Here is a 22,790-nt window from a genome sequence, read left to right on the forward strand (position 1 = left end):
GCTCGGCCTGGGCTGCTCGTCAGCCCGGGCCGAGCGGCGCTCCCACCCTCAGCCGCCCGCCAGGCGGCGCACCCGATGAGAGAAAGCAAGGAATGACCGCCGGAACCGTAGGAGCGATCAGACCCAAGGCGAAGATCCGCCTCGGGGATCGTGTCTTCTCGACCAGCACCATCGTCGCGGGATCCCTGATCCTCGCCACGCTCGCCGCGGTCGCCATCTTCCTCGTCGTGCAGAGCATCCCGGCCCTCTTCGCCGGCGCCGGCGAACTGCCCAACAACGCCACGAACTTCTGGTCGTGGGTCTGGCCGCTCGTCTTCGGCACCATCTGGGCGGCCATCATCGCCCTGCTGATCGCGACGCCGCTCTCCCTCGGCATCGCCCTCTTCATCTCGCACTACGCACCGCGCCGCGTGGCCTCGGTGCTCGGCTACATCATCGACCTCCTCGCGGCCGTCCCGTCGGTCGTGTTCGGCCTCTGGGGCATCGCGACGCTGTCGTCGTTCGTCCAGCCGTTCTACGTCTGGCTCGGGGAAAACCTCGGCTGGATCCCCTTCTTCGCGCCGCCCGTCTCCGGCACCGGCCGCACCATCCTCACCGCCGCGCTCGTGCTCGCGGTCATGGTCATCCCGATCATGACGGCGATCTGCCGCGAGATCTTCCTGCAGACCCCGCGCCTCCACGAGGAGGCGGCGCTCGCGCTCGGCGCGACCCGCTGGGAGATGGTGAAGATGGCCGTGCTGCCCTTCGCCCGCAGCGGCATCGTCTCGGCCGCCATGCTCGGTCTCGGCCGTGCGCTCGGCGAGACGCTGGCCATCGCGATGGTCCTCTCGCCGGCCCTGATCGTGAAGTTCGCGGTCCTGCAGGCGCAGAGCCCGAACACCATCGCGGCGAACATCGCCCTCCAGTTCCCCGAGGCGACCGGCATCGGCGTCAACGCGCTCATCGCCTCGGGCCTGGTGCTGTTCGTCGTGACGCTGCTGATCAACATGCTCGCCCGCTACATCGTCAGCCGCCGCAAGGCCTTCTCTGGAGCGAACTGATGGCCACCACGACCGCCACCGCGCCGCGCCCCCTCGCCAACTCGTACACCGCGGGCAAGCTGCCCCGCTGGACCCCGTGGACGCTGCTCGTCGCCTCCTGGGTCGTCTTCGGCGCGATCTTCGCTATCCTGGCCGCCAGCGGCGCGACGAAGGACTTCAACATCGTCGGCGCCATCTTCTTCGGCACGGTGCTGTTCGACGTCGCGATCTACACGACCTCGCTGCTGGTCGAAGGCCCGCGGAAGGCGATGGACCGGCTGATCACCTCGCTCGTCGCGACGGCGTTCATCATCGCCCTGCTCCCCCTCATCTCCGTCGGCTGGACGGTCGTCTCGCAGGGCCTCGCCCGCTTCGACGTGGCGTTCTTCTCGGAGTCGATGCGCAACGTCATCGGCGAGGGCGGCGGCGCGCTGCACGCAATCGTCGGAACCCTCGAGATCACCCTCATGGCCGCGCTCATCTCGGTGCCGATCGGCCTGCTCACCTCGATCTACCTGGTCGAGTACGGGCGCGGGATGCTCGCCCGCGGCATCACCTTCTTCGTCGACGTGATGACGGGCATCCCCTCGATCGTCGCCGGCCTGTTCGCCTACGCGCTCTTCGCGCTGTTCTTCGGGCCCGGCGTCCGCAACGGCTTCATGGGCTCCATCGCCCTGTCGGTGCTGATGATCCCGGTCGTCGTGCGGTCGAGCGAGGAGATCCTGCGGATCGTTCCGAACGAGCTGCGCGAGGCGTCGCTGGCCCTCGGCGTGCCGAAGTGGCTGACGGTCCTGAAGGTCGTGCTGCCGACCTCCCTCGCCGGCCTCGTCACCGGCGTCATGCTCGCCATCGCCCGCGTCATCGGCGAGACCGCGCCGCTGCTGATCGTCGCCGGCTTCACCACGAGCATGAACTACGACCTGTTCAACGACCGGATGATGACGCTGCCGGTGTTCGTGTACACGCAGTACACGCAGGCGGCCGGCTTGCACGCGCAGGCCTCCATCGACCGAGCCTGGACCGGCGCGCTCGCCCTCATCATCATCGTGATGCTGCTCAACCTCATCGGTCGCATCATCGCCAAGGCCTTCGCCCCCAAGTACGGCCGCTGAGCCGTCAACCACCCGAAGCTAAGGAAGAAATGTCCAAGCGCATCGAAGTCAACGACCTCAACGTCTACTACGGCAGTTTCCGCGCCGTCGAAGGCGTGTCGCTCACCATCGAGCCCCGCACCGTCACCGCGTTCATCGGGCCGTCCGGCTGCGGCAAGTCGACCTTCCTCCGCACGCTCAACCGCATGCACGAGGTCATCCCCGGTGCGTACGTCGAGGGCGAGGTGCTGATCGACGGCAACAACCTGTACGGCCAGGGCGTCGACCCGGTCCTCGTCCGCCGCCAGGTCGGGATGGTGTTCCAGCGCCCCAACCCGTTCCCCACCATGAGCATCCGCGACAACGTGCTCGCGGGCGTCAAGCTCAACAACCGCCGGATGTCGAAGAGCGAGGCCGACGACCTGGTCGAGAAGTCGCTCCAGGGCGCCAACCTGTGGAACGAGGTCAAGGACCGTCTGAACCTCCCGGGCTCCGGCCTCTCCGGCGGTCAGCAGCAGCGTCTGTGCATCGCGCGCGCGATCGCGGTCTCCCCCGACGTGCTGCTTATGGACGAGCCGTGCTCGGCCCTCGACCCGATCTCGACCCTCGCGATCGAGGACCTGATCGAGGAGCTCAAGAACGACTACACGATCGTCATCGTCACCCACAACATGCAGCAGGCGAGCCGCGTCTCCGACCGCACCGCCTTCTTCAACATCGCGGGCACCGGCAAGCCGGGCAAGCTCATCGAGTACAACGACACGAACCAGATCTTCTCGAACCCGTCCGTGCAGGCCACCGAGGACTACGTCTCCGGCCGTTTCGGTTGATCCGCTAGCCGTCGAGCACAGCAAAAACGTCGCCTCCGCATCCGCGGGGCGACGTTTTCGCTGTGCTCGACGGCTGGATCAGGAGGAGATCGCGACGATGGGGGCGGTGGTCGGCTTGGTGGAGCCGCCGCGCGGCTCGACAGTGACGCCCACGGTGTCGCCGGCCGCCATCTGACCGCTCAGGACGCGCCAGGTGGAGCCGGTGCCCTCGGACTCCATCGTGCCGGCCGGGGTGGCCTGGCCATCGCGGATGTACCAGAGCTCATAGGTCTTGTCGCCGGGGAGGGCGGGGAGGTCGTTGGCGACGAGCGCGGACTTGCCGAGCTCGCCCGACCAGACGAGGGTGGCGGTTCCGCCGCCGGCCACGTCCGCGCTGGCGCGCTGCACGTCCGAGGCCGCGTTGATCTGGGCGAGCGCGGACGCCTGCTGCGAGGTGTAGGAGTTCGTCCCCGAGAGGCTCGAGCCGACGAAGGCACCCCCCAGGAAGAGAACGACGGCCGCCGCGGCGGCGCCGAGAATGAGGCCGGGACGCTGGAACCACCGGCGCTGTGCGGCGCGCTCCGCGGGGCCGGGAGCGGCGGTCAGCAGGGCGGGCGGCGCATCCTGGGCAGGCGCATCCTGAACCGGAGTATCGTGCACCGGCGCATCCTGGGCAGGCAGCTGCGGGGTGTCGGCGAGCTTCGCGAACAGCGCCGCCTTCAGCTCGGAGCGCGGCTGCACCGGCTCGGCGGTGAGGGCCAGCTGGGCGGCGACATCCTCGAACACGGCGGCCTCCTGTTCGTCGGCCGCCCCGAGGCGATAGCCCAGGCGCGCGTCCTCACGGTCGTGCTCGTCGTTCATGTCGTCACCCCCAGTTCTTGTCGCAGCCGTATCATCGCATCGCGCAGCCGAGTCTTGGCTGTGCCCAGCGGGATGCCGAGCTCGGCGGCCACCTCCGACTGGCTGAGTCCCCCGTAATAGGCGAGGGTGACGGCCCGGCGTTGCGCTTCGCTCAGCGTTCGCATGGCCTCCTCCACCCTCTCGTGCTCCACGCGGACCTCCACCGTCTCCGCCACCTGGTCGTACGCGGTGGGGAGATCGCGGATGCCGACGGCCGTGTCGCGGTCCCGGGACGCCTGCGACGCCCGGATCCGGTCGACGGCGCGCCGGTGGGCCATGGTCATGATCCACGTCTGCGCTCGACCCTTATTCGGATCGAACCGCGTAGCGGATTGCCACGCCTCGAGGAACACCTCCTGGGCGACCTCCTCGGACTGCGCCGCGTCGATCAGCAGGCGGCGGATGAGGCCGAGAACCCGCGACGCGGTCGCGTCGTAGAAGCGCGAGAACGCCTCCTGGTCGCCGGTGGCCGTGCGCAGCAGGAGGTCGTCGAGATCGCCGGCAGGGGCGTCGTCCACGTCGTCTCCGCTCTCATGAGAAGTGCCGGGCCGCAGAACGCCTCTCGGCGCGAGGCCGCTCGGAGCGGCTAGTTTTGGAGCCCGGGGTTACTGCGGCCCGGCGACTTCTATAGTACAGGAGGGTCGGCCACCGACGCCGGGCGTGGCGTTCGCAGCGGGAGAACGCCGATCCGGGAACGGGGGTTGACCTCCCGGTGGCCGGTGCTCGGCGCTCAGTCGAGCGAGTCGGACCGCCACAGCCGCGCGCAGGCGCTGAGCTCCTCTGCGGTGCGGGTGAACCGCAGCGCGCGGGTGGTGAGTTCGCTGGCGCGCTCCGGGTCGAGGATGTCGCGATCATCGGCGACGGACGCTGCACCCGCGGCGGCCACCCGGCAGAACGCTGCCGCCCGGTCGAGGGCGACGGCGAAATCCCCTTCGAACAAGCCGCGCAGGATCCGGTCGGCCAGCTCGGTGATCTCGGCCGGGCCGGCCGGAGTCGGCGCCCCCGCGATCACCGGGTCGATGGACGTGAGCACCTCGGTGCCGCGCTGGTACAGGTAGGCGGTGCCCTCCGCGTCCTGCCGGATGAGCAGGCGCAGCAGGTAGATGCGCCACAACGCCCCCGGCAGGCTCTTGGCGTCGGACCGCGACCACAGCTCGGCGAGAGCGTCGATGCCGTGCTCGTCGGTGAAGGCGACGAGCCGGGCGACGACCTCCGGGTCGGGGTTCTCGCGCACGCGCGCGAGCAGCGCCCGAGCGGTCTCGTGGGCGACGCGGCTGATCTGGGCGGGATCCTCCCCACCCATGAAAGCCTCGAACATGCCGCTGGTGAACAGCGCCGGCTTGTGGAAGCGATCGGACATCCACCCATTGTCCCCCGTCGGACGCCCAGGCGAATCCACGCTAGATTGGAGGCGAGGGCCTGTAGCTCAGTTGGCAGAGCATCGGACTTTTAATCCGCGGGTCGTGGGTTCGAGCCCCACCGGGCCCACCCAGTGCGTGCGAGTAGAGCCGGAAGAGGCCCGGACCCCGCCGAAACCCCGTGGATTGAATCCGGGATGTCGGCGATGGTCCGGGCCTCAACGGCTTCCGGCCCGTCGGCATGGGCTACTTCCAGACGCCGGCTTGGACGCGCGTGACGATCGCCAGCTGGTTCCGCGTGTTGAGATGGAAACGAAGTGCCTCTACTCGTTGCCCGTCGGCGGCGACGACCTCGGGGAACGTGTACGTGTAGATGAACGCGGTGTCGCCGGGCACGTACGTCGGGAGCTTCGGCGCGCCTGCGTTGACACCCGTTGATCGCCATGGCCGCGAGCCGTCCGGATCAGACGAATCGACGGCTGGGCCGCCACTAGACGCGGTGTACAGGTCGATGGAGGTGGGCAGGATGGAACCCATATTCGGTGCGTACACCATCGAGATCGTCGGTGACGCGATCCGCGAAACCCCTGTTCCGTCAGATGTGCCCACCGGAGCGACCACATCCCATGAGGGACTGCTGAGCAAGGTGAGACCGTTGGCACGGATGTAGGAGTAGTCGGGGCGGTCGGTGGCCGGCATCGGCTTGGTGATCGTCGCCGAGCCCGCGGCGCTGTCGGTCGCGCACGTTGTTCCCGTCGGACGGCAGCCGACCGGTACGGCGGCACCGCTGGCGGCCAAGGGAGCGACCGTCCCGGGATTGGCGGTGGTGTCGGACGACGTCTTGTAGAGGCGGGGCGGCTCCGCGCAGGTGTTTCCGCACCGGGCGGCGTCGAATGCCTCCGGCGTCTTCACCGTCAGGTTCGTGGTGATGTTCCAGGAGTCCGACGGCACTACTACCAGCTTCACCCACCGCGCGCGCACGGTCGCGCCCGAAGGGCTCCCGCCTCCCGTACTCGCCGTGTACGTCGTGAGAGTTCCGGTGTCCGTCCGGCTGGTGGTCACCGAAGTCCACGCCGCGCTCGGCGACAGGTCCGGTGCGCCCGAGCCGGAGCTGTCGGGAAGGACGGACACGCTGACTGTCGGCGCGTGAGCGCTTCCCTGGGTGTTGAACCAATCACTCGAGATCTGGCCGATGGGTCGCTCGACCCCGAGATCCACCACCAAGTCGAAGGGCGTGGATCGCAACCATCCGACCGAGTTCGAGACGACGTCCCACGAGTAGGTCAGCGGGCTGAGCGTCCCGTCCGCGGAGCGGAGCGCGTTAGGGCTCGTCAAAGTCCGCCCCGACATCGGAGCGTAGCGGTTGGCGGTCGTCGGGACGTCGCCGGAGAGGTTGAGCACGCGTGCGGTGCACGCTCCTCCGTCGCAGACGTTCTTGCCCGCGGCGTTGAGCACCTGAACCTCCGAGAGGAACGCCCAGGGGTCGCCGCCGGGCTGAGTCACACTGACTCTCACGGACGAGGCGATTCGCTCGCTGGCCCCGAGCAGACCCGTCGTGTACCACCCGGTACCTGGATTCGGGATGACGACCCCGGAGGTGGAACCGTCCGGGTTGATGCCGCTCGACACCTCACCGGGTGCGGTGAGCGGCTCGTACGGAGTGCCCTCGACCTGCGAAGCCTGATTCCGGGTGCTCACGCTGACGTAGTTCGGGTCCGGCGGTCGGACGCCGACCTTGCCGTCGGAGAGCCAGTTCGTGCGCACAGCATGAACGCCGACGGGCGACGGCAGATCGATCTCGACCGACTGCACGTCCGTAACGGCGGTCGAACCCGTTCCGAGGCCGATCCAGGCCGGGTCCTCATAACGGGGCTCGCCGATGTGCCCGTCCACCGCCTTGGCGACGGGCCGCCCGTCCGCGTAGGTGCCGGCCGAGTCTCCGGCATTGATGGCATCCCAGATGTTCTCCGGATTGCCGTCGTGGACAACCGCACTGTAGGGGGCGTTATCCGAGACGCGTAGCGATGCGTTGGTGGACGCAACGGCACTCGAGGAGAGCACGTCCGCCGCCCCTATGGGGACGACGAGCTGCACCTGGCTCCGAGGTGAGAGATTCCCATAGGAGTCGAAAGCTGCGACTTCGTAGGTGAAGGTCTTGCCCGTCGGGACACTGGGATCGGTGAATGTCGACGGCCCGCTCGCGTCGACGGCGTAGAAGCCATTCGCGTCGGTCTGCGACGTGAACCGCTGTCCGACGTGGGCGAGCTGAACTCCGTCCCGATAGACGACGTAGCCGAGCACCGGGGCAGGGGCGACGCCAGGAGCCGGCGTGGGCATGCTCGCCACCGGAGACCACTGGACGGAGACGTCGAGGGAGGACGCGACAGCAGTGGCCGTCAGGTTCGATACCGCGGGCACGTTCTGGCTCAGCGTCGACCCGGGGTTCGCGAGGTAGTGCGCATAAGCCGCACGAAGACCGGCTGTCTGCCCCTTGGGAAACCAGTTCGTGTCGAAGTTCGCCAAGGAGAACCCGATGAAGTGGTCGATCCGGGGAAGGACCCGCTTGTCGCCGACCATGGCGGCGGCGTTCACGTCATCCATATGGGCCAGCAACTGGCCGAGTGGCTGCGACCCCTCTCCCTGTTGCGAGTACTGCTCGATGTTGGCCCAAAGGTCGACATCGGAGCCCGCCGCGCGCGCGTCATCGATACCCTGGCGTGCCGCCGCCATCCACCCGGCCGCCGCCGACGGGTCGGAACCGGCCCCGAGGTTGTCCTGGGGTGCGTACGTCGTGACGCCCGTGCCAGTGGTCAGGGCGGCGACGACCTTCCGATACGTCTGGAAGGCCGTCTGCTGCGAGGACTGTCTTGCCGCCGTCGCACTGGTCGCGGCCACATGGTACGGCGACGTCATGATGCGCACCCCGGCGCCGGCCAGCTCGCGGACGCGCGCTGTCACCTTCTTGGTGTAGTCGAGGAGATTGACGTAACGGGTGCAGGCGACACCGGACGTGGGATCTGGCGAGTACTGCACGTTGTCGCCCTCGAACGGCAGGTAGAACCCTGCGATCTGGTCTGCGTACACCTGCCCGTACCGCGCCCACAGTTCCGAGGCGACCTGCTCGCTGTAGGTCGTCTGGCGAGCCATCCACGTGGTGTTGTCCATCTCCGTGTGGTTCTGGAGCAGCAGGCCGAGCCAGACCTTGCGGCCCGTCGCCTTCGCGGCGGCAAGCGCGAGGCCGACGACGTCTTGCCGCTTCTTGGGTTTGGCCGGGTCATCCTGAACGCATCCGGAGGGCGTGGAGTAGCTGAGGCGGGATTTCTCCCACGCCGGGACGGACGACGGGTAGAGCGTCCGTACCCCCGCGCCGGTGGAGTCGGTCTGCACACAAGGCGGAGCCGCGTCCGCCGACATGCCGGCAGGAACGTCCGTGCCGGCCCAGTTCTCGGCGGTCCACTGCAGGATGACGTCGTCGACGCACAGCCGTTGGGCGAGTGCCATCTCCTGATTCCAGACGTTGGAGTCCCACCAGCCCCACGAGGTTCCCGTAGCCGGGTCGATCCCATCGGCTGTGGCTCCGGTATGTGGACTGATGAACTCCGCCGAGAATCGCTTCGTGATCGATCGGCAGTCCGTCGCCGCCTGGGCCCCGACGCTGGGGACGACTGTCGCCGCGACGGCGATCGCGACGGCTGCGAGTGACGAGACTATTCGTCGCACGAATGCTCCTTCGTTCGGATCGGTCCGCCGGTCGGCGGCCCTCACAGATGAAGACCGGTCGCGGTGAGGGATCTGACGACGATCCGCGCCCAATGAATGCATTACCTGAGCCGCGTCACGCCATCGCTTACATGCAATGCGAGCCGACCCCGTCATGCCTAGTGCTCTTTCTACGTCTCCCAATTGGCAGGGGGAAACGCCACCTGCCTGCTGTGGAGGTGACCCGCCGTGTCCGAGACATCACGCGAGACGATCGCGACGACCAGCGCTGCAGAGGGTGCCGCACGCCCGCGGTCGCCGCGCTATCTGTCCGTGGACGGCCTGCGCGGCCTGGCCATCGTGTCGGTGCTCTTCTACCACTCGAACGCGACGGGACACGGCGTCTTCGGCGTCGACGTGTTCCTCGTGATCACCGGGTTCTTCGTCACGCTGCTGCTCCTGCGCGAGCGGGAGAAGACCGGGCGGATCCGGGTCAGCGCGTTCTGGGGGCGCCGGGTGAAGCGCATCCTTCCCGGGCTCGCGGTCACCTTGCTCGGCACGTTGACGCTCGTGTCCTGGCTTGGGCCGCCGTCGGAGTGGGACCGGACCGCGGGGACGGCGATCGCTGCGATCGCCGAGGTGACCAACTGGCACCAGATCGTCGCGGGGCAGGCGTATTGGAACACGGCCGGCGGCGTCACCCCGCTCGGTCACATGTGGTCGCTGGCGGTGACCGAGCAGATGTACATCGTCGGCCCGCTGATCGTCCTCGCGTTCACCGCGCTCTCCCGGCGGAGGCCGTGGCTGCTCGTCACGCTGTTCTCGGTGCTGCTGGTCGCGACGGCGCTCGTCGGTCCGCTGCTGTACGACGGCACGAACGCCGATCGGGTCTACATGGGATCCGACTCCCGCGCCGTCACGTTCGTCGCAGGCGCCCTCGCCGCCGTCATCGTCCATCTCGGTCACCGTCACCTGCGGGGCCGCGTCGCCGCGGGCAGCGCGACGACGCTGAGCGTGCTGAGCCTCGGCGTCCTCGTCGCGCTCACCCTTCTCACGACCGACTACCACCAGGCATGGCTCTACCAGGGTGGGCAGGTGGCAGTCGCCGTGACCACGGCCGTGCTCATCGGCTCGTTGTGCGTGACCGGCAATCTCCTCGGCCGGGTGCTGATGTTCCGGCCTCTCCGGTTCATCGGGACCATTTCGTACCTGCTGTTCCTGGTGCATCTGCCCATCTACTGGCTACTGCAGCTGAACTTCCCAGGCGTCTCGGGCTGGGTCTTGTTCGCCGTGGGCGGCACGATCGCGATCGTCGTCGCCAGCATCCTGCACCACATGCTGGCCGAGCCGCTTTATCGTCGGAGCTGGCGAGTCAGATCCGGCACCGTCGCCGCCGTGATCACCGCCGTGTCGGTCGTCGCAACGGCTCTCTGGTTACCGCCCCTGCGAACCGTGCCGGCGGAGGCGAGCGTCGCCTCCGCGCTGCTGCCCACCGTCCCCCTGACCGCGACCGGCGGAAAGCCGAAGGTCGTCGTGGTCGGCGACAGCATCGGCGTGAGCTTCGCCGACGCCCTCAAGACCTACGCGGGCGACCGCGTGGAGACCACGAACATCGCCTCCGGCGGGTGCGGCCTCTTCGATCCGGACGGCGCGCGCACAGTGACGGGATTCACCAACGCGCACGAAGCCATCGTCTCCGCCTGCTGGCCCTGGGAGAAGAAGCTGAAGGGAGCCCTCGCAAGCAGCCCAGAATATGTCGTGATCCACAGCGGCTGGGACGCGGCCGACCAGCTGATCGGGGGCACGTGGACGCACCCCTGCGAACCGGCGTGGAAGGCCCGCTACCACGAGAAACTGCGGGCTCTGGTCGACATCCTGCGCTCGGCTCCGAACCACCCGAAGGTGCTGCTGGCGAACGAGCGCCTCGACGCCCCGTTCGTCGGCCACTCCGACCGCGTCGCCTGCTTCAATGACGCCATCGAGGGGACGCTCCGCGCCAACCCGGATTTCACGCTGCTCGACTACAACGCATTCCTCCTCGGGGACGGCAGCAGCGCGGCGCAGCAGACCCCCGACGGGCACCCGATGTTCGCGGACGGCACCCACCCGACCAAGGAAGGACAACGCTTCTACGCCGCCTGGCTGCTCCGGAACATGGTCGGGCAGGCGTCGAGTTCGGAGGCAGCTGGGTGACGCCGAGCGATCGTCCGGGTGGTCCTTGCCTTCCCTACGCCACTCCCGTGACCCGCGACCGCTCCAGCACATAGCCGACCGCGACCGCGCCCGCGACGCACAGCATCACCGGGGCGAGCAGGTCGGGCCCCTGGTTCGTGAACTCCAGCGTGAGGAGCAGCGCGGTGATGGGCGCGCGCATGGTCACGGCGAGGAACGCGGCCGCACCGATCACCGCGAATGCCGGCAGCTCGGCTCCCGGCCACAGGAGGTTCCAGGCGGCCCCTCCGGCGAGGCCGAGGCCCGCGCCGATCGCCAGCGACGGCGTCAGCGTGCCGCCGGCCGCGCCCGCGCCGATGGTGCCGACGGTCGCCGCGGCCTTGACGACGCTCATGAGCAGGATGAGCAGCAAGGGAAGGGATGCGGCGAACGCCAGCTGCCCGAGCGCCCGGCCGTTGCCGAGTATGGCGGGCAGCCACAGCGCGACCACGCCGACCGCGACGAACGTCAGCGGCATGACGACGAGGATGCCCCACGAGCGCGGGCGGTGACCCTGGGCGAAGCGGGCCGACCGGACGAAGCCGACCGCGGCGAGGCCGAGCAGCGGGCCGGCGAGCACGGACCAGACGACGACCGAGGGGGTGACGTGGAGGGGCGGCACCGCGTACAGCGGGTTGGCCGGCACGACGGTCCGGCCCACCAGCGCGGCGACCGCCGAAGTCGCGAACGCGGGCAGCACGGTCGCGAAGCTGACCTCGGCGAGCAGGATCTCGACGGCGAAGACCGCTCCACCCAGCGGAACGTTGTAGACCGCGGCGAGGCCGGCCCCGGCACCGCAGGCGACGAGGATGCGCCTCTCGCGCGCCGAGACCCCCGCACGTTCCGCCAGCCAGCCCGCCCACAGCGCGCCGAGCTCCCGCGGCGCGACCTCGCGCCCGATCGACGCTCCGAGGCCGACGATGATCACCTGGAGGGCGGCGTTCGCGATCGTGACGAAGGGCGGCATCCTGCGACCGTTCACCGACTGCTCGACCGAGACGACCGCGTGCTGCGGCGCGCGCCGGCCCCACCGGCGCAGCAGGAACCAGCCGACGGCCCCGACGACGCCCGCGACGGCGAGCGCGACGACGCGGTTGACGGGAGGCGCATCCAACAGGCCCTCGTAGAAGTGGCCCTCGGAGTAGCCGAACGCCAGGTGCTGCAAGGCGTGCAGGCCGAGGTAGACGAGACCTCCGCTGATCCCGGCGCCCACCCCGACCAGCGCCGTCACGACGACCAGCCGGATCAGCCAGCGGGGCGTGTCCGGGCCGGCGGGGCGTCGGGCGGTGCGCACGTGCTCAGGGTATCGGGATGCACGCGGGCACGAAGGACCCCGCGATCGTGCAACGAATTGTTCACCCTCCGCCGCTACGGTGAAAGTGTGGCAGCCACCTCCCCCGAGCCGCTGGAGCTCGAGCAGGACGCGGCGTCGACGGCGACGTCGCGCCCGGTCGCGTCACGAACGGGGCGTGAACGCGTCCATACGGGTGGGATGTCGACTCGCCGATCACTGCTCGCCGCGCTGTGGCCGGGCGCTGCCGCGATCGTCACCGGCTGCGTGGTCGCCGGCCTGCTGCTGTCGGCGTCGCTGCGCACGGAGTTCCCGCTGTTCTCCGAAGCGTCGGCGGAGCGCGGGCGGGACTGCACCACCATCCGGAGCGCCCGTCACGCCCTCGAGGCGACCCTGCAGGCGCGCCTCCCGATGCCCGCGCCCGACGTGGAGTCCGCCCGCGCCATCCGCTCGGCCGTCACCGCGTTCGACGCGCGGACGCAGGACATCGCGACACCCGCTGTGGAATCAGCGCTGAATCCGGTTCGCGGCGCCCTGGACACGCTGTCCGACAGCATCCAGGCGTACGCCGCCGCACCCGCGGGCGCCTCCGCCGACTCGGCTCGCGGCGCGGTCGAGGATGCCCTCGGGGCGTCGCGGAGTCGTGGCAGGGCGCGATCGCTCGCGTCTGCTCCTGACGTCGGGACTCAGCTCCCGACTAGGGCGCCGACCTGGAGCAGCCCGATGGAATCGGAGGTGCACGCCGTGAAGTCCGCATCCTTCACGAACAGCGACTCGGTCGACCCGGGCGGGTAGACGCGGAAGCCGTCGGCCGGCTTGGGCCCGCAGTCGGCCTCCGGGTAGTTGAGCGCCTGGGTGATGCGGAGCGGCGCCTGCGCGGTCCCGCCCGGCTGCAGGACGACGGTGGGATGCGGCGTGCTGCGGTCGAAGTCCGCGGGCTTGCCGAGCTGGGTGCCGTTGCCGTCGCCGACGAACGACACGCCCGGCCAGCCCTGCAGCGAGCACTGGGTCGAGCCGTTGTTTGTCAGGACGAGGGTGACCTCGACGCTGCCCGCAGCGCCACCGCCTCCCTTGCCGATGGTGCCGGTGAGGTTCGCGGTGTCGCACTGGCCGTCGATCGGCGTGGCGGTCGCCGTGCCCGTCCCGGTCGGACGCGGTGAGGACGACGGCGTGGTGGAGGCGGACGCCGAGCCCGTGGTCGGCGCGGAGTTCGGGGTCGCGCATCCCGCCACGGCGAGGGCGACGGCGAGGGCGACACCCGCGGTGCCGGCGATGCGGAGGGTCCAGTTCCCGGTCATGGCTTCATCCCACCACGAGAAGGGCGGCGAGCGCCCGGGACCCGCCGGAGCGGGCCGTCAAGCCGGGCGCTGACTCCCCGCACCCCGCGCCTGCTGGCAGGATGGAGGGCATGACGGCGCTCGGATCCTGGCTTGCACGGTGGTGGGCGATCGGGGTGCCCGTCATCGGCGTGATCGTGCTGGCGGCCTTCTGGACCGTGGAGCTGAGCTCGGTCGCCGTCGCGGTGATCGCGGTCGTGCTGGCGGGCACGGTGCTCGCCGCGGTGCAGCACGCGGAGGTCGTGGCACACCGCGTCGGGGAGCCGTTCGGATCGCTCGTGCTGGCGGTCGCGGTGACGATCATCGAGGTGGCGCTCATCGTCACGCTGATGACGACGGGCAAGGACTCGCCCGAGCTCGCCCGCGACACCGTCTTCTCCGCGGTGATGATCACGATGAACGGGATCGTGGGATTGTCGCTGTTGCTGGCTGCCTCACGCCGCGAGTCCACCGCGTTCAGCGCCCAGGGCAGCGGCGCCGCGCTCGCGACAGTCACCGCGCTCGCGACGCTGACCATGGTGCTGCCGAGCTTCACCTCCGCGCCCGGACCGGTGTTCTCGCCGCCGCAACTCGCCTTCGCAGCGATCGCCTCGCTTGCCCTCTACGCCATGTTCGTCTTCACGCAGACGGTCGCCCACCGCGACTTCTTCCTGCCCGTGACGAGCAGGGGAAAGGTCCTCACCGAGGATGACCACGCCGCGAGACCATCCAACCGCGCCACCGTGACGAGCCTCGGACTGCTCATGGTGTCCCTCGTCGCCGTGGTGGGTCTCGCGAAGCTGGAGTCGACTCCGATCGAGCGGGCGATCGTCGGGATCGGCCTCCCGCAGTCGTTCGCGGGAGTGGTGATCGCCCTGCTCGTCCTGCTTCCAGAGGGAATCGCGGCGGCGAAGGCGGCGAACCGCAACCGCGCCCAGACGAGCTTGAATCTCGCGCTCGGCTCGGCGATCGCGAGCATCGGCCTGACCATCCCGGCGATCGCGCTGGCGTCCATCTGGCTGCCGGGCGAATTGCGCCTGGGGCTCGGGGCCAGTCAGATCGTGCTGCTGGTCCTGACGGTGCTGGTCAGCATCCTCACCATCGTGCAGGGACGCGCGGTGCGGCTGCAGGGCGGCATCCACCTCGTCCTGTTCGCGGCCTTCATCTTCCTATCGATCGCGCCGTAGCGCGGCGGCCGCTCAGGCGGTGGCGGCGTCGAAGAGCTGCGCGGCCGCCTGGAGCGCGGCGTCGGGCGTTCCGCCGCGCATGGCGGCGCTGGCGGACGCGCCGTCGAAGAGCAGCGTCAACTGCACGGCGAGCAGGTGCGGGTCGCGCGCGCCCGCGGCGGCGGCCTGCCGCTCGAAGTACGCGGTCAGCTCCCCCTTGAAGTGCCGGGCGACCACGGCGGCGGGATGCTCGCGGTCGCGCAGCTCGGTGGCGACGTTGACGAAGGGGCAGCCGTAGAAGTCGCTCACCAGCGCCGCCTCGTGCAGCGCCTCGAAGACGTGGAGGGCGCGGTCGCGCGGGGTGCCCTCGCTGTCCGGAGCGAAGTAGCCGGCGACGACCTGCGGCCCGTACTCCTGGAGCATCGTGGCGACGACCGCGTCCTTGCCGTCGAAGTGCTGGTAGATCGACCGCTTGGAGACCTCGGCCTCCTGGGCGATCCGGTCGATTCCGACGGCGTTGACGCCCTCGCGCACGAACAGCCGGGCGGCGGCGGCGAGGACGCGGTCGCGCGGCTTGGGCTTGGCAGGGGTCGTCGTGGTCACAAACGAATTCTACGGGCGCGGTTGCGAAAAGTAAACCGATCTGTGTACATTGTCAGCACGCCGATACACAGATCGGTTTACTTTTCCCGGAAGGACTTTCCATGACCGACATCACCGGACGCGTCGCCCTCGTCACCGGCGCCAACCGCGGCCTCGGCGCCGCGTTCGTCGCCGCGCTCCTCGAGCGGGGCGCCACCAAGGTCTACGCCGCGGCGCGCCGCCCCGAGAGCGTCGGTATCGACGACCCGCGCGTGGTCGCGCTGCCCCTCGACGTGACCGACCCGGAGAGCATCCGCCGCGCGGCCGAGGTCGCCGGCGACGTGACGGTGCTCGTCAACAACGCGGGCATCGCATCCAACCAGTCGCTCGTGACCGGCGACCTCGGCGAGATCCGGCGCGAGCTCGACACCAATTACTGGGGTCCGGTGCTTGTGACTCGCGCCTTCGCGCCGGTCATCGAGGCGAACGGCGGCGGCGCCATCGTCAACATGCACTCCGCTCTCAGCTGGTACGCGACCGGGTCGTACAGCGCGACGAAGGCCGCGCTGTGGTCCGCCAGCAACTCGGCCCGCGTCGAGCTCGCGCCGGCGGGCATCCAGGTCGTGGGCGTGCACGTCGGCTACGTCGACACAGAGATGGCGGCGGACACGGAGGGCGTCAAGGTGCCGCCGCGCCAGGTCGTGGACGAGGCGCTCGACGCCGTCGCCGCGGACGAAGCCGAGGCGATCGTCGGCGACGTCGCTCGCGGCGTGAAGTCGCGCCTGAACGAGGACGTCCGCGTTCTCTACCCCCAGCTGGCCAGGTAGGCCTCGCCGCCGAAGCCCTCCGGACGGATGCCCCAGCTCACGGTCCAGGTCTCCCCCGGCTCCAGCCAGCGGAGGCCGCGACCGGAGTTGAGGGCGTTCGCCGGCGCGGTCATCGGCTCGATCGCGAGCGCGACGCCGCCCGGCTTCGGGGCGAACGAGCGGTGCGTGAACACCTGCACGTAACGGAACGCCTCGTCACCCCAGAGCACCACGCGACGGCCGTCGTCAGCCGAGAGCGAATGCTCCACCGGGCCGTCGGGCAGATCGGCGTAGCCGGTGTCCAGGTCGAGCTCGCTGACGCGGCGCCCCGCGGACAGATCGTAGGGCGTGCCCTCGACCGGCGCCTCCCCGGTCACGTTGCTGCGGTCGTCCGTCTCGAAGCGGGTGCGCGCGGCGACGCGGACGATCAGTTCCTCCGGAGGCACGTCCGCGATGCGGAGGTACGGGTGCGCGCCGACAGCGACGGGGGCGGCGGTCTCGCCGACGTTGGAGATCGAGTGGGTCACCGACATCCCCTCGGTGTGCAGCTCGTGCGTGACGGCGGTCTCCAGCGCGAACGGGTAGCCCGGCTCGGGATAGATGGCGGCGGCCTGGGTGACGGTCGAGTCGGTGCGGTCGACCAGCTCGTAGGGGCGGCGGCGCAGCAGGCCGTGGCTCGCGTTGCCCTTGGCGGGCTCGGTGAGGTCGAGCTGCAGCGTCCTGCCCTCGTAGTCCCAGCGGCCGTCCTTCACGCGGTTCGGCCAGGGCACGAGGACGATGCCGCAGGCCGACGGGGTCTGCTCGGCGGCGGGATACGGCTCGGTCAGGTCGGACTCCGCGAAACGGAGGGACCGGATGCCCGCGCCCACCTGGACGATGGTGGCGCTCAGGTCGCCGAAGTCGAGCTCGTACTGTTCACCGGTCGCGGGTCGCATGGGACCAGGGTAGGCCTCAGGCCACGACCACAGGCAGACCGGCTTTCCGCAGCGCCGCGACCTCGACGTCGTCGGCCGAGGTGCCGGTGATGAGCTCCGCGACGTCGGCGAGCCCGGCGATGCGACCGAGATGGGTGCGTCCGAGCTTGCTGCCGTCGGCGACGACCACGGCGCGCTCGGCGGAGCCGACCATCACCCGCTTGAGGTCGGCCTCCGGCAGGTTGACGTTGGTGATGCCGCCGGTGGGATGCACTCCCGTGCAGCCGATGAACGCGAGGTCGGCGTGGACGCGCTCCAACAGCACGGCCGCGAGCGGCTCGACGAGCGAGTGCTGCAGCGGCCGCAGGGTGCCGCCCGTCACGACCACCTCGAAGCGCGGGATGGCACGCTCAAGCTCCAACGCGATGGTGAGGCCGTTGGTGATGACGGTGACGCCGTCGAGGTCGTCGCGCTCGACAAGCGCCCGGGCGATGGCGGCGGTCGTCGTGCCGACGTCGAGCAGCACACTGCTGCCGGGGACGACCATCGCCGCGGCTGCCTCGCCGATGCGCCGTTTCTCGTCGGCGGACGACTCCAGCGCCTCCTCGAAGCTCGCCTCCCTGGTGCCGGCGGCGCGCAGGACCGCGCCGCCGTGCACGCGGCGGATGCTCTGGTCGCGATCGAGCGCATCCAGGTCGCTCCGCACGGTGACGTCGGAGACCTGGAACGCCTCGCTGAGGTCGGAGACGCGGGCGAAACCGGCCCGGCCGATCAGCTCGAGCATCCGTTCGCGGCGGAGCGCGGCGGGCAGCGGTTCGCTCATGCGTCCATGCTGGAACGCTTGCGATATCTTGTCAATACGAAAGCATCAACGTATCCTTGCTTTCGGAATCGAAAGGATGGCATGGCCGCGATCACGAAGCGCCCCACCCGTCTCTCCGACGGCCGGGAGCTCATCTACTACGACGACGCCGACACGACGCTCGCGCCCGAGCGCAAGCCCGACTTGCGCGAGCCAGCACCGCGTCCGGCGACGGCGACGATGCGACAGGACCCGCTCACCGGGGAGTGGGTGTCCATCGCGGCGGCACGGCAGAACCGCGTGATGCTCCCGCCCGCTGAGCTCGACCCGCTCGCGCCGGCGAGCCCGACGAACCCGTCCGAGATCCCCGACCTCTACGACGTCGCCGTATTCGAGAACAAGTCGCCGTCGTTCGGCCCGCTGCTCGAAGACGGGAACGCCCCGCAGGGCCCGGACGACCTGGCCGAGGTCGGCCTCGGGCGCACCCGGACCTCTGTCGGCCGCTGCGAGGTGGTCTGCTTCAGCCCGGCCACGACCGGTGCGTTCGGCAGCCTGACTCCGTCGCGAGCCCGGACGGTGATCGAGGCGTGGGCGGACCGCACCGCTGCTCTCTCGGCGCTGCCCGGCGTGCAGCAGGTCTTCCCGTTCGAGAACCGCGGCGAGGCGATCGGCGTGACGCTGCACCACCCACACGGGCAGATCTACTCCTACCCGTACATCACCCCGCGGACGACGGCCCTGATCCGGTCGCTCGACGCCTACGGCCCCACGCTGTTCGCCGACATTCTGGAGCGTGAACGGAACTCGGAGCGCGTGGTCCTCGCGGGCGAGCACTGGACGGCGTTCGTGCCGTTCGCGGCGCGCTGGCCGATCGAGATCCACGTGCTGCCCCACCGCCACGTCGCCGACCTCGCCGAGACGAACGCGGCCGAGCGTGACGAGCTGGCGACCCTGTACCTGCGCGTGCTGCGCGGCGTCGACGCCCTCTACGACTCCCCCACGCCGTACATCGCCGCCTGGCACCAGGCGCCGGTGGACGTCCGGCGCGACGAGATCCGGCTCATGCTGCAGCTGACCTCGCCGCGGCGCGGGGCGGATAAGCTGAAGTTCCTGGCCGGCTCGGAGGCGGCGATGGGCGCCTGGATCGGCGACGTCCCGCCGGAGCAGGCCGCCGCCGCGGTGCGCGAGGCCATCGCGCGAGCGGATGCTGCGAATCCGGTCGGCCCGCTGCCGGTCGAGGTCACCGAGCTCGTGACCGTCGCGCCCACTACCCCCGACTCCGACCGAGAGGCTGACCGATGACCGACCTGCGCACCGGCGTCCGCGACGACTTCGCCCAGGTGTTCGGCCGCGAACCCGACGGCGTCTGGTCGGCGCCCGGCCGGGTCAACCTGATCGGCGAGCACACCGACTACAACCTCGGCTTCGTGCTGCCGTTCGCGATCAACCGTCGCACGGTCGCGGCGGTCGGCGTGCGGGACGACCGCGTGCTTCGCGTCGGAAGCACGTTCGCGGATGAGCTGGTGGAGGTGTCGCTCGACGAGCTCACGCCCGAGGCGCTGAGCGGCTGGGCCGCCTACCCGCTGGGTGTGGCGTGGGCGCTGGGCGAGTTCGGCGCCGACCTCGCCGCGGTGCCGGGCGTCGATATCCTGATCGACTCGAACGTGCCTGTCGGCGCCGGGCTGTCGTCCTCCGCCGCGATCGAGAGCGCCGTCTCTGTCGCACTGAACGAGATCTGGCGGCTCGGCCTCGACCGCCGCACGCTGGCGCGCGTGGGGCAGCGCGCCGAGAACGTCGCCGTCGGCGCGCCGACCGGCATCATGGACCAGTCCGCCTCGCTGCTCGGTGAGCGCGACGCCGCCGTGTTCCTCGACTGCCGCTCGCTCGAGTCGCAGATCGTGCCGCTCGGCCTCGAGGACGCGGGGCTCGAGATCCTGATCATCGACACCGGAGTGACGCACGCGCACGCGACGGGCGGGTACGCCGACCGCCGCCGATCCTGCGAGGAAGGCGCGCGGATCCTGGGCGTCGAGGCGCTGCGCGACGTGTCGATCGACGACCTCGACCGAGCGCGGGAACTGCTGGACGACGTGACGTTCCGCCGAGTCCGCCACATCGTGACCGAGGATCAGCGCGTGCTCGACACGGTGCAGACCCTGCGCGAGGAGGGACCGGCGGCGATCGGCCCGCTGCTCGACGCCTCCCACGTCTCCATGCGCGACGACTTCGAGATCTCGGTGCCCGAGCTAGACCTCGCCGTCGAGACCGCCCAGGCGAACGGCGCCCTCGGCGCGCGCATGACCGGCGGCGGCTTCGGCGGCTCGGCGATCGCACTGGTTCCGTCGGACGCGGTGAGCCGAGTGCTGGTCGCTCTCGACGGCGCGTTCGCGGAGCACGGGTTCGGTCAGCCGGACCTGTTCACGGTCCGCGCGTCCGAGGGCGCCCGGCGCGAGGACTGAGCCGGCGCTGTTCACCTCCGCTTTACCCGGCGAGGGTTGAATGGCGAGGGTGACCGACACGCGTTCGACCGAGCCGCAGGTGACCTGGCTCGACCCGGACACCGTGCAGGTGCGTCAGCCGAAGGCGTCCCACTGGGAGGCGCCGTTCCTCTACCTGCTGTTCGGGCGGGAGCGGGCGCTGCTCATCGACACCGGCGCCACCTCCGACGAGCGCGTGTTCCCGCTGCGGTCGACGGTGGAGCGGCTGACCGCCGAGTGGTTGCGTCGTAACCCCGCGGTCTTCACGCGACCGTATCCGCTGGTCGTGGCGCACTCGCACGCGCACGGCGACCACATCGCCGGGGACGCACTCCTGCGCGACCGTCCGGGCACGACCATCGTCGGAACCAGCCCGGCCGAGGTGATCGGCTTCTTCGGATTCCGGTCCTGGCCGGATGAGACGGTGCCGTTCGACCTGGGCCGACGCGTGGTCGACGTGATCGGCGGGCCGGGCCACGAGCCCTCGGCGGTGGTGTTCTTCGACCGCCGCACGGGCATCCTGTTCACCGGGGACACCGTGCTGCCCGCGCATCTGTACGTGCGCGACCTGGCGCAGTACCGGGCGACGATCGAGCGGCTCATCCGTTTCCGCGACGACCCCACGGCGCCGGTGCGCGAGCTGCGCGGCGCGCACATCGAGATGTCCGCCTCCCCCGGCGTCGCCTACCCGCCCGGAACGGTGGAGCAGCCCGACGAGGCCGAGCTGCCGCTGCGCCCGCGCATCCTGGACCGCGTGCTCGCCGCCCTCGACGAGCTGACCGGCGAGCCCGGCCAGCGCGTGACCCGCCGCCGTTTCATCGTCGTCATCGACCGCTGACGCGCCCGAGACGGAAGGGCCGCCGAAGTGCGGGTAGTTGCGGGGAAGAGCGGCGTGTCGGCCGCAATTAGCTGCCCTTCGGCGGCCCTTCCACTCGAGGGAGGGGCTAGGGCGTGACGGGGGACGGGGTGCCGTGGGTGAGGCGGACCAGCTCGTCGAAGGTGGTCGGGAAGACGGTGTGGGCGTGGCCCGCGGCGGCCCAGACCTCCGGGTAGCCGGCGAGCGCCTCATCCACGACGGTCCGCAGCGGCGCGGGATGGCCGACGGGAGCGACCCCGCCGATGGTCTGGCCGGTCGCGGCCTTCACGGTGTCGGGGTCGGCCCGGCGGATGCGGCCGCCCAGCCGCTCGCCCAGGAAGGCGGTGTCGACGCGGTGCGCGCCCGACGTCATGACGAGGAGCGGTTCGCCGTCCAGCGTGAAGACGAGCGAGTTCGCGATGGCGCCGACCTCGACGCCGAGCTCGGCGGCGGCTGCCACGGCGGTCGGCGTCGCCGCGTGGAACCAGCGCACCCGCGGCTCCACCCCTGCCGCGAGGAGGGCTGCTTCGACGCGCTCGACGGCGGGGTGCGTCCGCTCGGCGGATTCGTCGGTCATGCCAGCTCCCTCTCCGCCGCCTCCACGATGTTCTGGAGCAGCAGCGCGCGTGTCATCGGTCCGACCCCGCCGGGGTTGGGCGAGATCCAGGAGGCGACCTCCGCCACCTCGGGTGCGACGTCTCCGGCCACCACGCTCTTGCCCGTCACCGGGTCCTCGACCCGGCTCACGCCCACGTCGAGGACCACGGCGCCCGGCTTCACGTCGTCGGCGGTGATGAGCCCCGCGACACCCGCCGCGGAGATGATCACGTCGGCGCGGCGCAGATGCTCGCCCAGGGACCGCGTCCCGGTGTGCGTCAGCGTGACCGTCGCGTTGAACTCGCGCCGGGTGAGCAGCGCGCCGATCGAGCGGCCGACGGTTACGCCGCGACCGACCACGACGACGTCCGCGCCGCGCAGGTCGACGCCGTGGCGCGTCATCAGCTCGATCACGCCGCGCGGCGTGCACGGCAGCGGAGACGTGATCGGGTCGTTGGCGTTCAGGACCAGGCGGCCGAGGTTTGTCGGGTGCAGCCCGTCCGCGTCCTTCGCCGGATCGACCAGCTCGAGGATGGCGTGGGTGTCGAGGTGCGCGGGCAGGGGCAGCTGGACGATGAAGCCGGTGCAGTCGGGGTCGGCGTTGAGGTCCTCGACCACCGCCTCCAGTTCCGCCTGCGAGATGTCGGCCGGGAGATCGCGGCGCAGGGATGCGATCCCCACCTCCGCGCAGTCGCGGTGCTTGCCCGCGACGTACCACTGCGAGCCCGGGTCGTCGCCGACGAGGATCGTGCCGAGCCCCGGCACGATCCCCTTCTCGCGCAGCGCCGCCACGCAGTCCCGGAGCTCCGCCTTGATCTCGGCCGCGGTCGCCTTGCCGTCGAGGATCCGTGCAGTCACGCGCACTCCTTGTGTTTCCCCCATCGAGTACACGAAGA

General features: G+C 70.3%; 21 protein-coding genes and 1 tRNA gene. 11 read left to right on the forward strand and 11 right to left on the reverse strand.

Annotated features, from left to right (window positions below):
- Positions 1-92 precede the first annotated feature (92 nt).
- The 3 genes from A0130_06635 to A0130_06645 are packed head-to-tail and all read left to right on the forward strand — an operon-like array spanning position 93 to position 2,940.
- Positions 93-1,040, forward strand: a complete 948-nt coding sequence (locus tag A0130_06635) for a phosphate ABC transporter permease subunit PstC (protein ANF31386.1) — start codon at positions 93-95, stop codon at positions 1,038-1,040.
- A complete protein-coding gene (locus A0130_06640; GenBank protein ANF31387.1) occupies positions 1,040-2,131 on the forward strand; it encodes a phosphate ABC transporter, permease protein PstA in 1,092 nt (363 codons plus the stop codon). Before A0130_06635 ends, A0130_06640 begins: the two co-directional genes overlap by 1 nt.
- 29 nt (positions 2,132-2,160) lie before the next feature.
- Positions 2,161-2,940 (forward strand): phosphate ABC transporter ATP-binding protein, encoded by a 780-nt coding sequence (locus A0130_06645; GenBank protein ANF31388.1) that lies wholly within the window; start codon positions 2,161-2,163, stop codon positions 2,938-2,940.
- Between the two features lie 78 nt (positions 2,941-3,018).
- Here the strand turns inward: A0130_06645 and A0130_06650 are convergent, their stop codons facing one another.
- From A0130_06650 to A0130_06660, 3 genes are all read right to left on the reverse strand, one after another.
- Positions 3,019-3,780: a hypothetical protein gene (locus tag A0130_06650; protein ANF31389.1), complete on the reverse strand. Its 762-nt coding sequence runs from the start codon at positions 3,778-3,780 to the stop codon at positions 3,019-3,021.
- Complete coding sequence (locus tag A0130_06655; GenBank protein ID ANF31390.1) at positions 3,777-4,337, reverse strand: RNA polymerase subunit sigma; 561 nt, start codon at positions 4,335-4,337, stop codon at positions 3,777-3,779. Before A0130_06655 ends, A0130_06650 begins: the two co-directional genes overlap by 4 nt.
- A 212-nt stretch (positions 4,338-4,549) precedes the next feature.
- Positions 4,550-5,179: a DNA-directed RNA polymerase subunit beta gene (locus tag A0130_06660; protein ANF31391.1), complete on the reverse strand. Its 630-nt coding sequence runs from the start codon at positions 5,177-5,179 to the stop codon at positions 4,550-4,552.
- 55 nt (positions 5,180-5,234) lie between these two features.
- On the opposite strand from A0130_06660, the gene A0130_06665 reads away from it, so the two are divergent.
- Positions 5,235-5,310 (forward strand) — tRNA-Lys (locus A0130_06665).
- 113 nt (positions 5,311-5,423) lie between these two features.
- Here A0130_06665 and A0130_06670 read toward each other — a convergent pair.
- A complete protein-coding gene (locus tag A0130_06670; protein ANF31392.1) occupies positions 5,424-8,678 on the reverse strand; it encodes a hypothetical protein in 3,255 nt (1,084 codons plus the stop codon).
- Between the two features lie 447 nt (positions 8,679-9,125).
- On the opposite strand from A0130_06670, the gene A0130_06675 reads away from it, so the two are divergent.
- Positions 9,126-11,069 (forward strand): hypothetical protein, encoded by a 1,944-nt coding sequence (locus A0130_06675; protein ANF31393.1) that lies wholly within the window; start codon positions 9,126-9,128, stop codon positions 11,067-11,069.
- Between the two features lie 34 nt (positions 11,070-11,103).
- Here the strand turns inward: A0130_06675 and A0130_06680 are convergent, their stop codons facing one another.
- A complete protein-coding gene (locus tag A0130_06680; GenBank protein ID ANF33326.1) occupies positions 11,104-12,318 on the reverse strand; it encodes a chloride channel protein in 1,215 nt (404 codons plus the stop codon).
- Between the two features lie 261 nt (positions 12,319-12,579).
- Here A0130_06680 and A0130_06685 point away from each other — a divergent pair, with 261 nt between their 5' ends.
- Positions 12,580-13,173, forward strand: a complete 594-nt coding sequence (locus A0130_06685; protein ID ANF31394.1) for a hypothetical protein — start codon at positions 12,580-12,582, stop codon at positions 13,171-13,173.
- Here A0130_06685 and A0130_06690 read toward each other — a convergent pair.
- On the reverse strand, positions 13,065-13,676 hold the full coding sequence (locus tag A0130_06690) for a hypothetical protein (GenBank protein ANF31395.1): 612 nt from the start codon (positions 13,674-13,676) through the stop codon (positions 13,065-13,067). The two genes, A0130_06685 and A0130_06690, sit on opposite strands and share 109 nt — an antisense overlap.
- Before the next feature lie 110 nt (positions 13,677-13,786).
- On the opposite strand from A0130_06690, the gene A0130_06695 reads away from it, so the two are divergent.
- Positions 13,787-14,881, forward strand: coding sequence for an ionic transporter y4hA (locus A0130_06695; protein ID ANF31396.1), 1,095 nt, complete (start codon positions 13,787-13,789; stop codon positions 14,879-14,881).
- A gap of 12 nt (positions 14,882-14,893) precedes the next feature.
- Here the strand turns inward: A0130_06695 and A0130_06700 are convergent, their stop codons facing one another.
- On the reverse strand, positions 14,894-15,463 hold the full coding sequence (locus A0130_06700; protein ID ANF31397.1) for a hypothetical protein: 570 nt from the start codon (positions 15,461-15,463) through the stop codon (positions 14,894-14,896).
- A gap of 101 nt (positions 15,464-15,564) precedes the next feature.
- On the opposite strand from A0130_06700, the gene A0130_06705 reads away from it, so the two are divergent.
- On the forward strand, positions 15,565-16,269 hold the full coding sequence (locus tag A0130_06705; GenBank protein ANF31398.1) for a short-chain dehydrogenase: 705 nt from the start codon (positions 15,565-15,567) through the stop codon (positions 16,267-16,269).
- Here A0130_06705 and A0130_06710 read toward each other — a convergent pair.
- Positions 16,248-17,183 carry a hypothetical protein gene (locus A0130_06710; protein ID ANF31399.1) on the reverse strand — a complete coding sequence of 312 codons (936 nt, stop codon included), beginning with the start codon at positions 17,181-17,183 and terminating at the stop codon, positions 16,248-16,250. The two genes, A0130_06705 and A0130_06710, sit on opposite strands and share 22 nt — an antisense overlap.
- Positions 17,184-17,199: 16 nt before the next feature.
- Positions 17,200-17,985 (reverse strand): DeoR family transcriptional regulator, encoded by a 786-nt coding sequence (locus A0130_06715; protein ANF31400.1) that lies wholly within the window; start codon positions 17,983-17,985, stop codon positions 17,200-17,202.
- 81 nt (positions 17,986-18,066) lie between these two features.
- On the opposite strand from A0130_06715, the gene A0130_06720 reads away from it, so the two are divergent.
- The 3 genes from A0130_06720 to A0130_06730 are packed head-to-tail and all read left to right on the forward strand — an operon-like array spanning position 18,067 to position 21,279.
- Positions 18,067-19,266, forward strand: a complete 1,200-nt coding sequence (locus A0130_06720; protein ID ANF31401.1) for a galactose-1-phosphate uridylyltransferase — start codon at positions 18,067-18,069, stop codon at positions 19,264-19,266.
- Positions 19,263-20,423 carry a galactokinase gene (locus A0130_06725; protein ANF31402.1) on the forward strand — a complete coding sequence of 387 codons (1,161 nt, stop codon included), beginning with the start codon at positions 19,263-19,265 and terminating at the stop codon, positions 20,421-20,423. The genes A0130_06720 and A0130_06725 overlap by 4 nt, the downstream gene beginning before the upstream one ends.
- A gap of 40 nt (positions 20,424-20,463) precedes the next feature.
- The gene (locus tag A0130_06730; protein ANF31403.1) at positions 20,464-21,279 is read left to right on the forward strand and encodes an MBL fold metallo-hydrolase; all 816 of its coding nucleotides are present in this window, start codon (positions 20,464-20,466) and stop codon (positions 21,277-21,279) included.
- Between the two features lie 106 nt (positions 21,280-21,385).
- Here A0130_06730 and A0130_06735 read toward each other — a convergent pair whose 3' ends face one another.
- Both A0130_06735 and A0130_06740 read right to left on the reverse strand, forming a co-directional pair.
- Positions 21,386-21,874 carry an aminoacyl-tRNA deacylase gene (locus A0130_06735; GenBank protein ANF31404.1) on the reverse strand — a complete coding sequence of 163 codons (489 nt, stop codon included), beginning with the start codon at positions 21,872-21,874 and terminating at the stop codon, positions 21,386-21,388.
- A complete protein-coding gene (locus tag A0130_06740) occupies positions 21,871-22,752 on the reverse strand; it encodes a bifunctional 5,10-methylene-tetrahydrofolate dehydrogenase/5,10-methylene-tetrahydrofolate cyclohydrolase (GenBank protein ID ANF33327.1) in 882 nt (293 codons plus the stop codon). The genes A0130_06735 and A0130_06740 overlap by 4 nt, the downstream gene beginning before the upstream one ends.
- Positions 22,753-22,790 lie beyond the last annotated feature (38 nt).

Origin of the sequence: Leifsonia xyli, from assembly GCA_001647635.1 — a bacterium.
GTDB classification, from domain to species: Bacteria; Actinomycetota; Actinomycetes; order Actinomycetales; family Microbacteriaceae; genus Leifsonia; species Leifsonia xyli_A.

Excerpts from the sequence above, each read along its gene's own strand:
- A0130_06635 (ANF31386.1), top strand. The coding sequence starts at position 93 with ATGACCGCCGGAACCGTAGGAGCGATCAGACCCAAGGCGAAGATCCGC.
- A0130_06640 (ANF31387.1), top strand. The coding sequence starts at position 1,040 with ATGGCCACCACGACCGCCACCGCGCCGCGCCCCCTCGCCAACTCGTAC.
- A0130_06645 (ANF31388.1), top strand. The coding sequence starts at position 2,161 with ATGTCCAAGCGCATCGAAGTCAACGACCTCAACGTCTACTACGGCAGT.
- A0130_06650 (ANF31389.1), bottom strand. The coding sequence starts at position 3,780 with ATGAACGACGAGCACGACCGTGAGGACGCGCGCCTGGGCTATCGCCTC.
- A0130_06660 (ANF31391.1), bottom strand. The coding sequence starts at position 5,179 with ATGTCCGATCGCTTCCACAAGCCGGCGCTGTTCACCAGCGGCATGTTC.
- A0130_06670 (ANF31392.1), bottom strand. The coding sequence starts at position 8,678 with ATGGCACTCGCCCAACGGCTGTGCGTCGACGACGTCATCCTGCAGTGG.
- A0130_06685 (ANF31394.1), top strand. The coding sequence starts at position 12,580 with ATGTCGACTCGCCGATCACTGCTCGCCGCGCTGTGGCCGGGCGCTGCC.
- A0130_06690 (ANF31395.1), bottom strand. The coding sequence starts at position 13,676 with ATGACCGGGAACTGGACCCTCCGCATCGCCGGCACCGCGGGTGTCGCC.
- A0130_06695 (ANF31396.1), top strand. The coding sequence starts at position 13,787 with ATGACGGCGCTCGGATCCTGGCTTGCACGGTGGTGGGCGATCGGGGTG.
- A0130_06705 (ANF31398.1), top strand. The coding sequence starts at position 15,565 with ATGACCGACATCACCGGACGCGTCGCCCTCGTCACCGGCGCCAACCGC.
- A0130_06710 (ANF31399.1), bottom strand. The coding sequence starts at position 17,183 with ATGCGACCCGCGACCGGTGAACAGTACGAGCTCGACTTCGGCGACCTG.
- A0130_06715 (ANF31400.1), bottom strand. The coding sequence starts at position 17,985 with ATGAGCGAACCGCTGCCCGCCGCGCTCCGCCGCGAACGGATGCTCGAG.
- A0130_06720 (ANF31401.1), top strand. The coding sequence starts at position 18,067 with ATGGCCGCGATCACGAAGCGCCCCACCCGTCTCTCCGACGGCCGGGAG.
- A0130_06725 (ANF31402.1), top strand. The coding sequence starts at position 19,263 with ATGACCGACCTGCGCACCGGCGTCCGCGACGACTTCGCCCAGGTGTTC.
- A0130_06730 (ANF31403.1), top strand. The coding sequence starts at position 20,464 with ATGGCGAGGGTGACCGACACGCGTTCGACCGAGCCGCAGGTGACCTGG.
- A0130_06735 (ANF31404.1), bottom strand. The coding sequence starts at position 21,874 with ATGACCGACGAATCCGCCGAGCGGACGCACCCCGCCGTCGAGCGCGTC.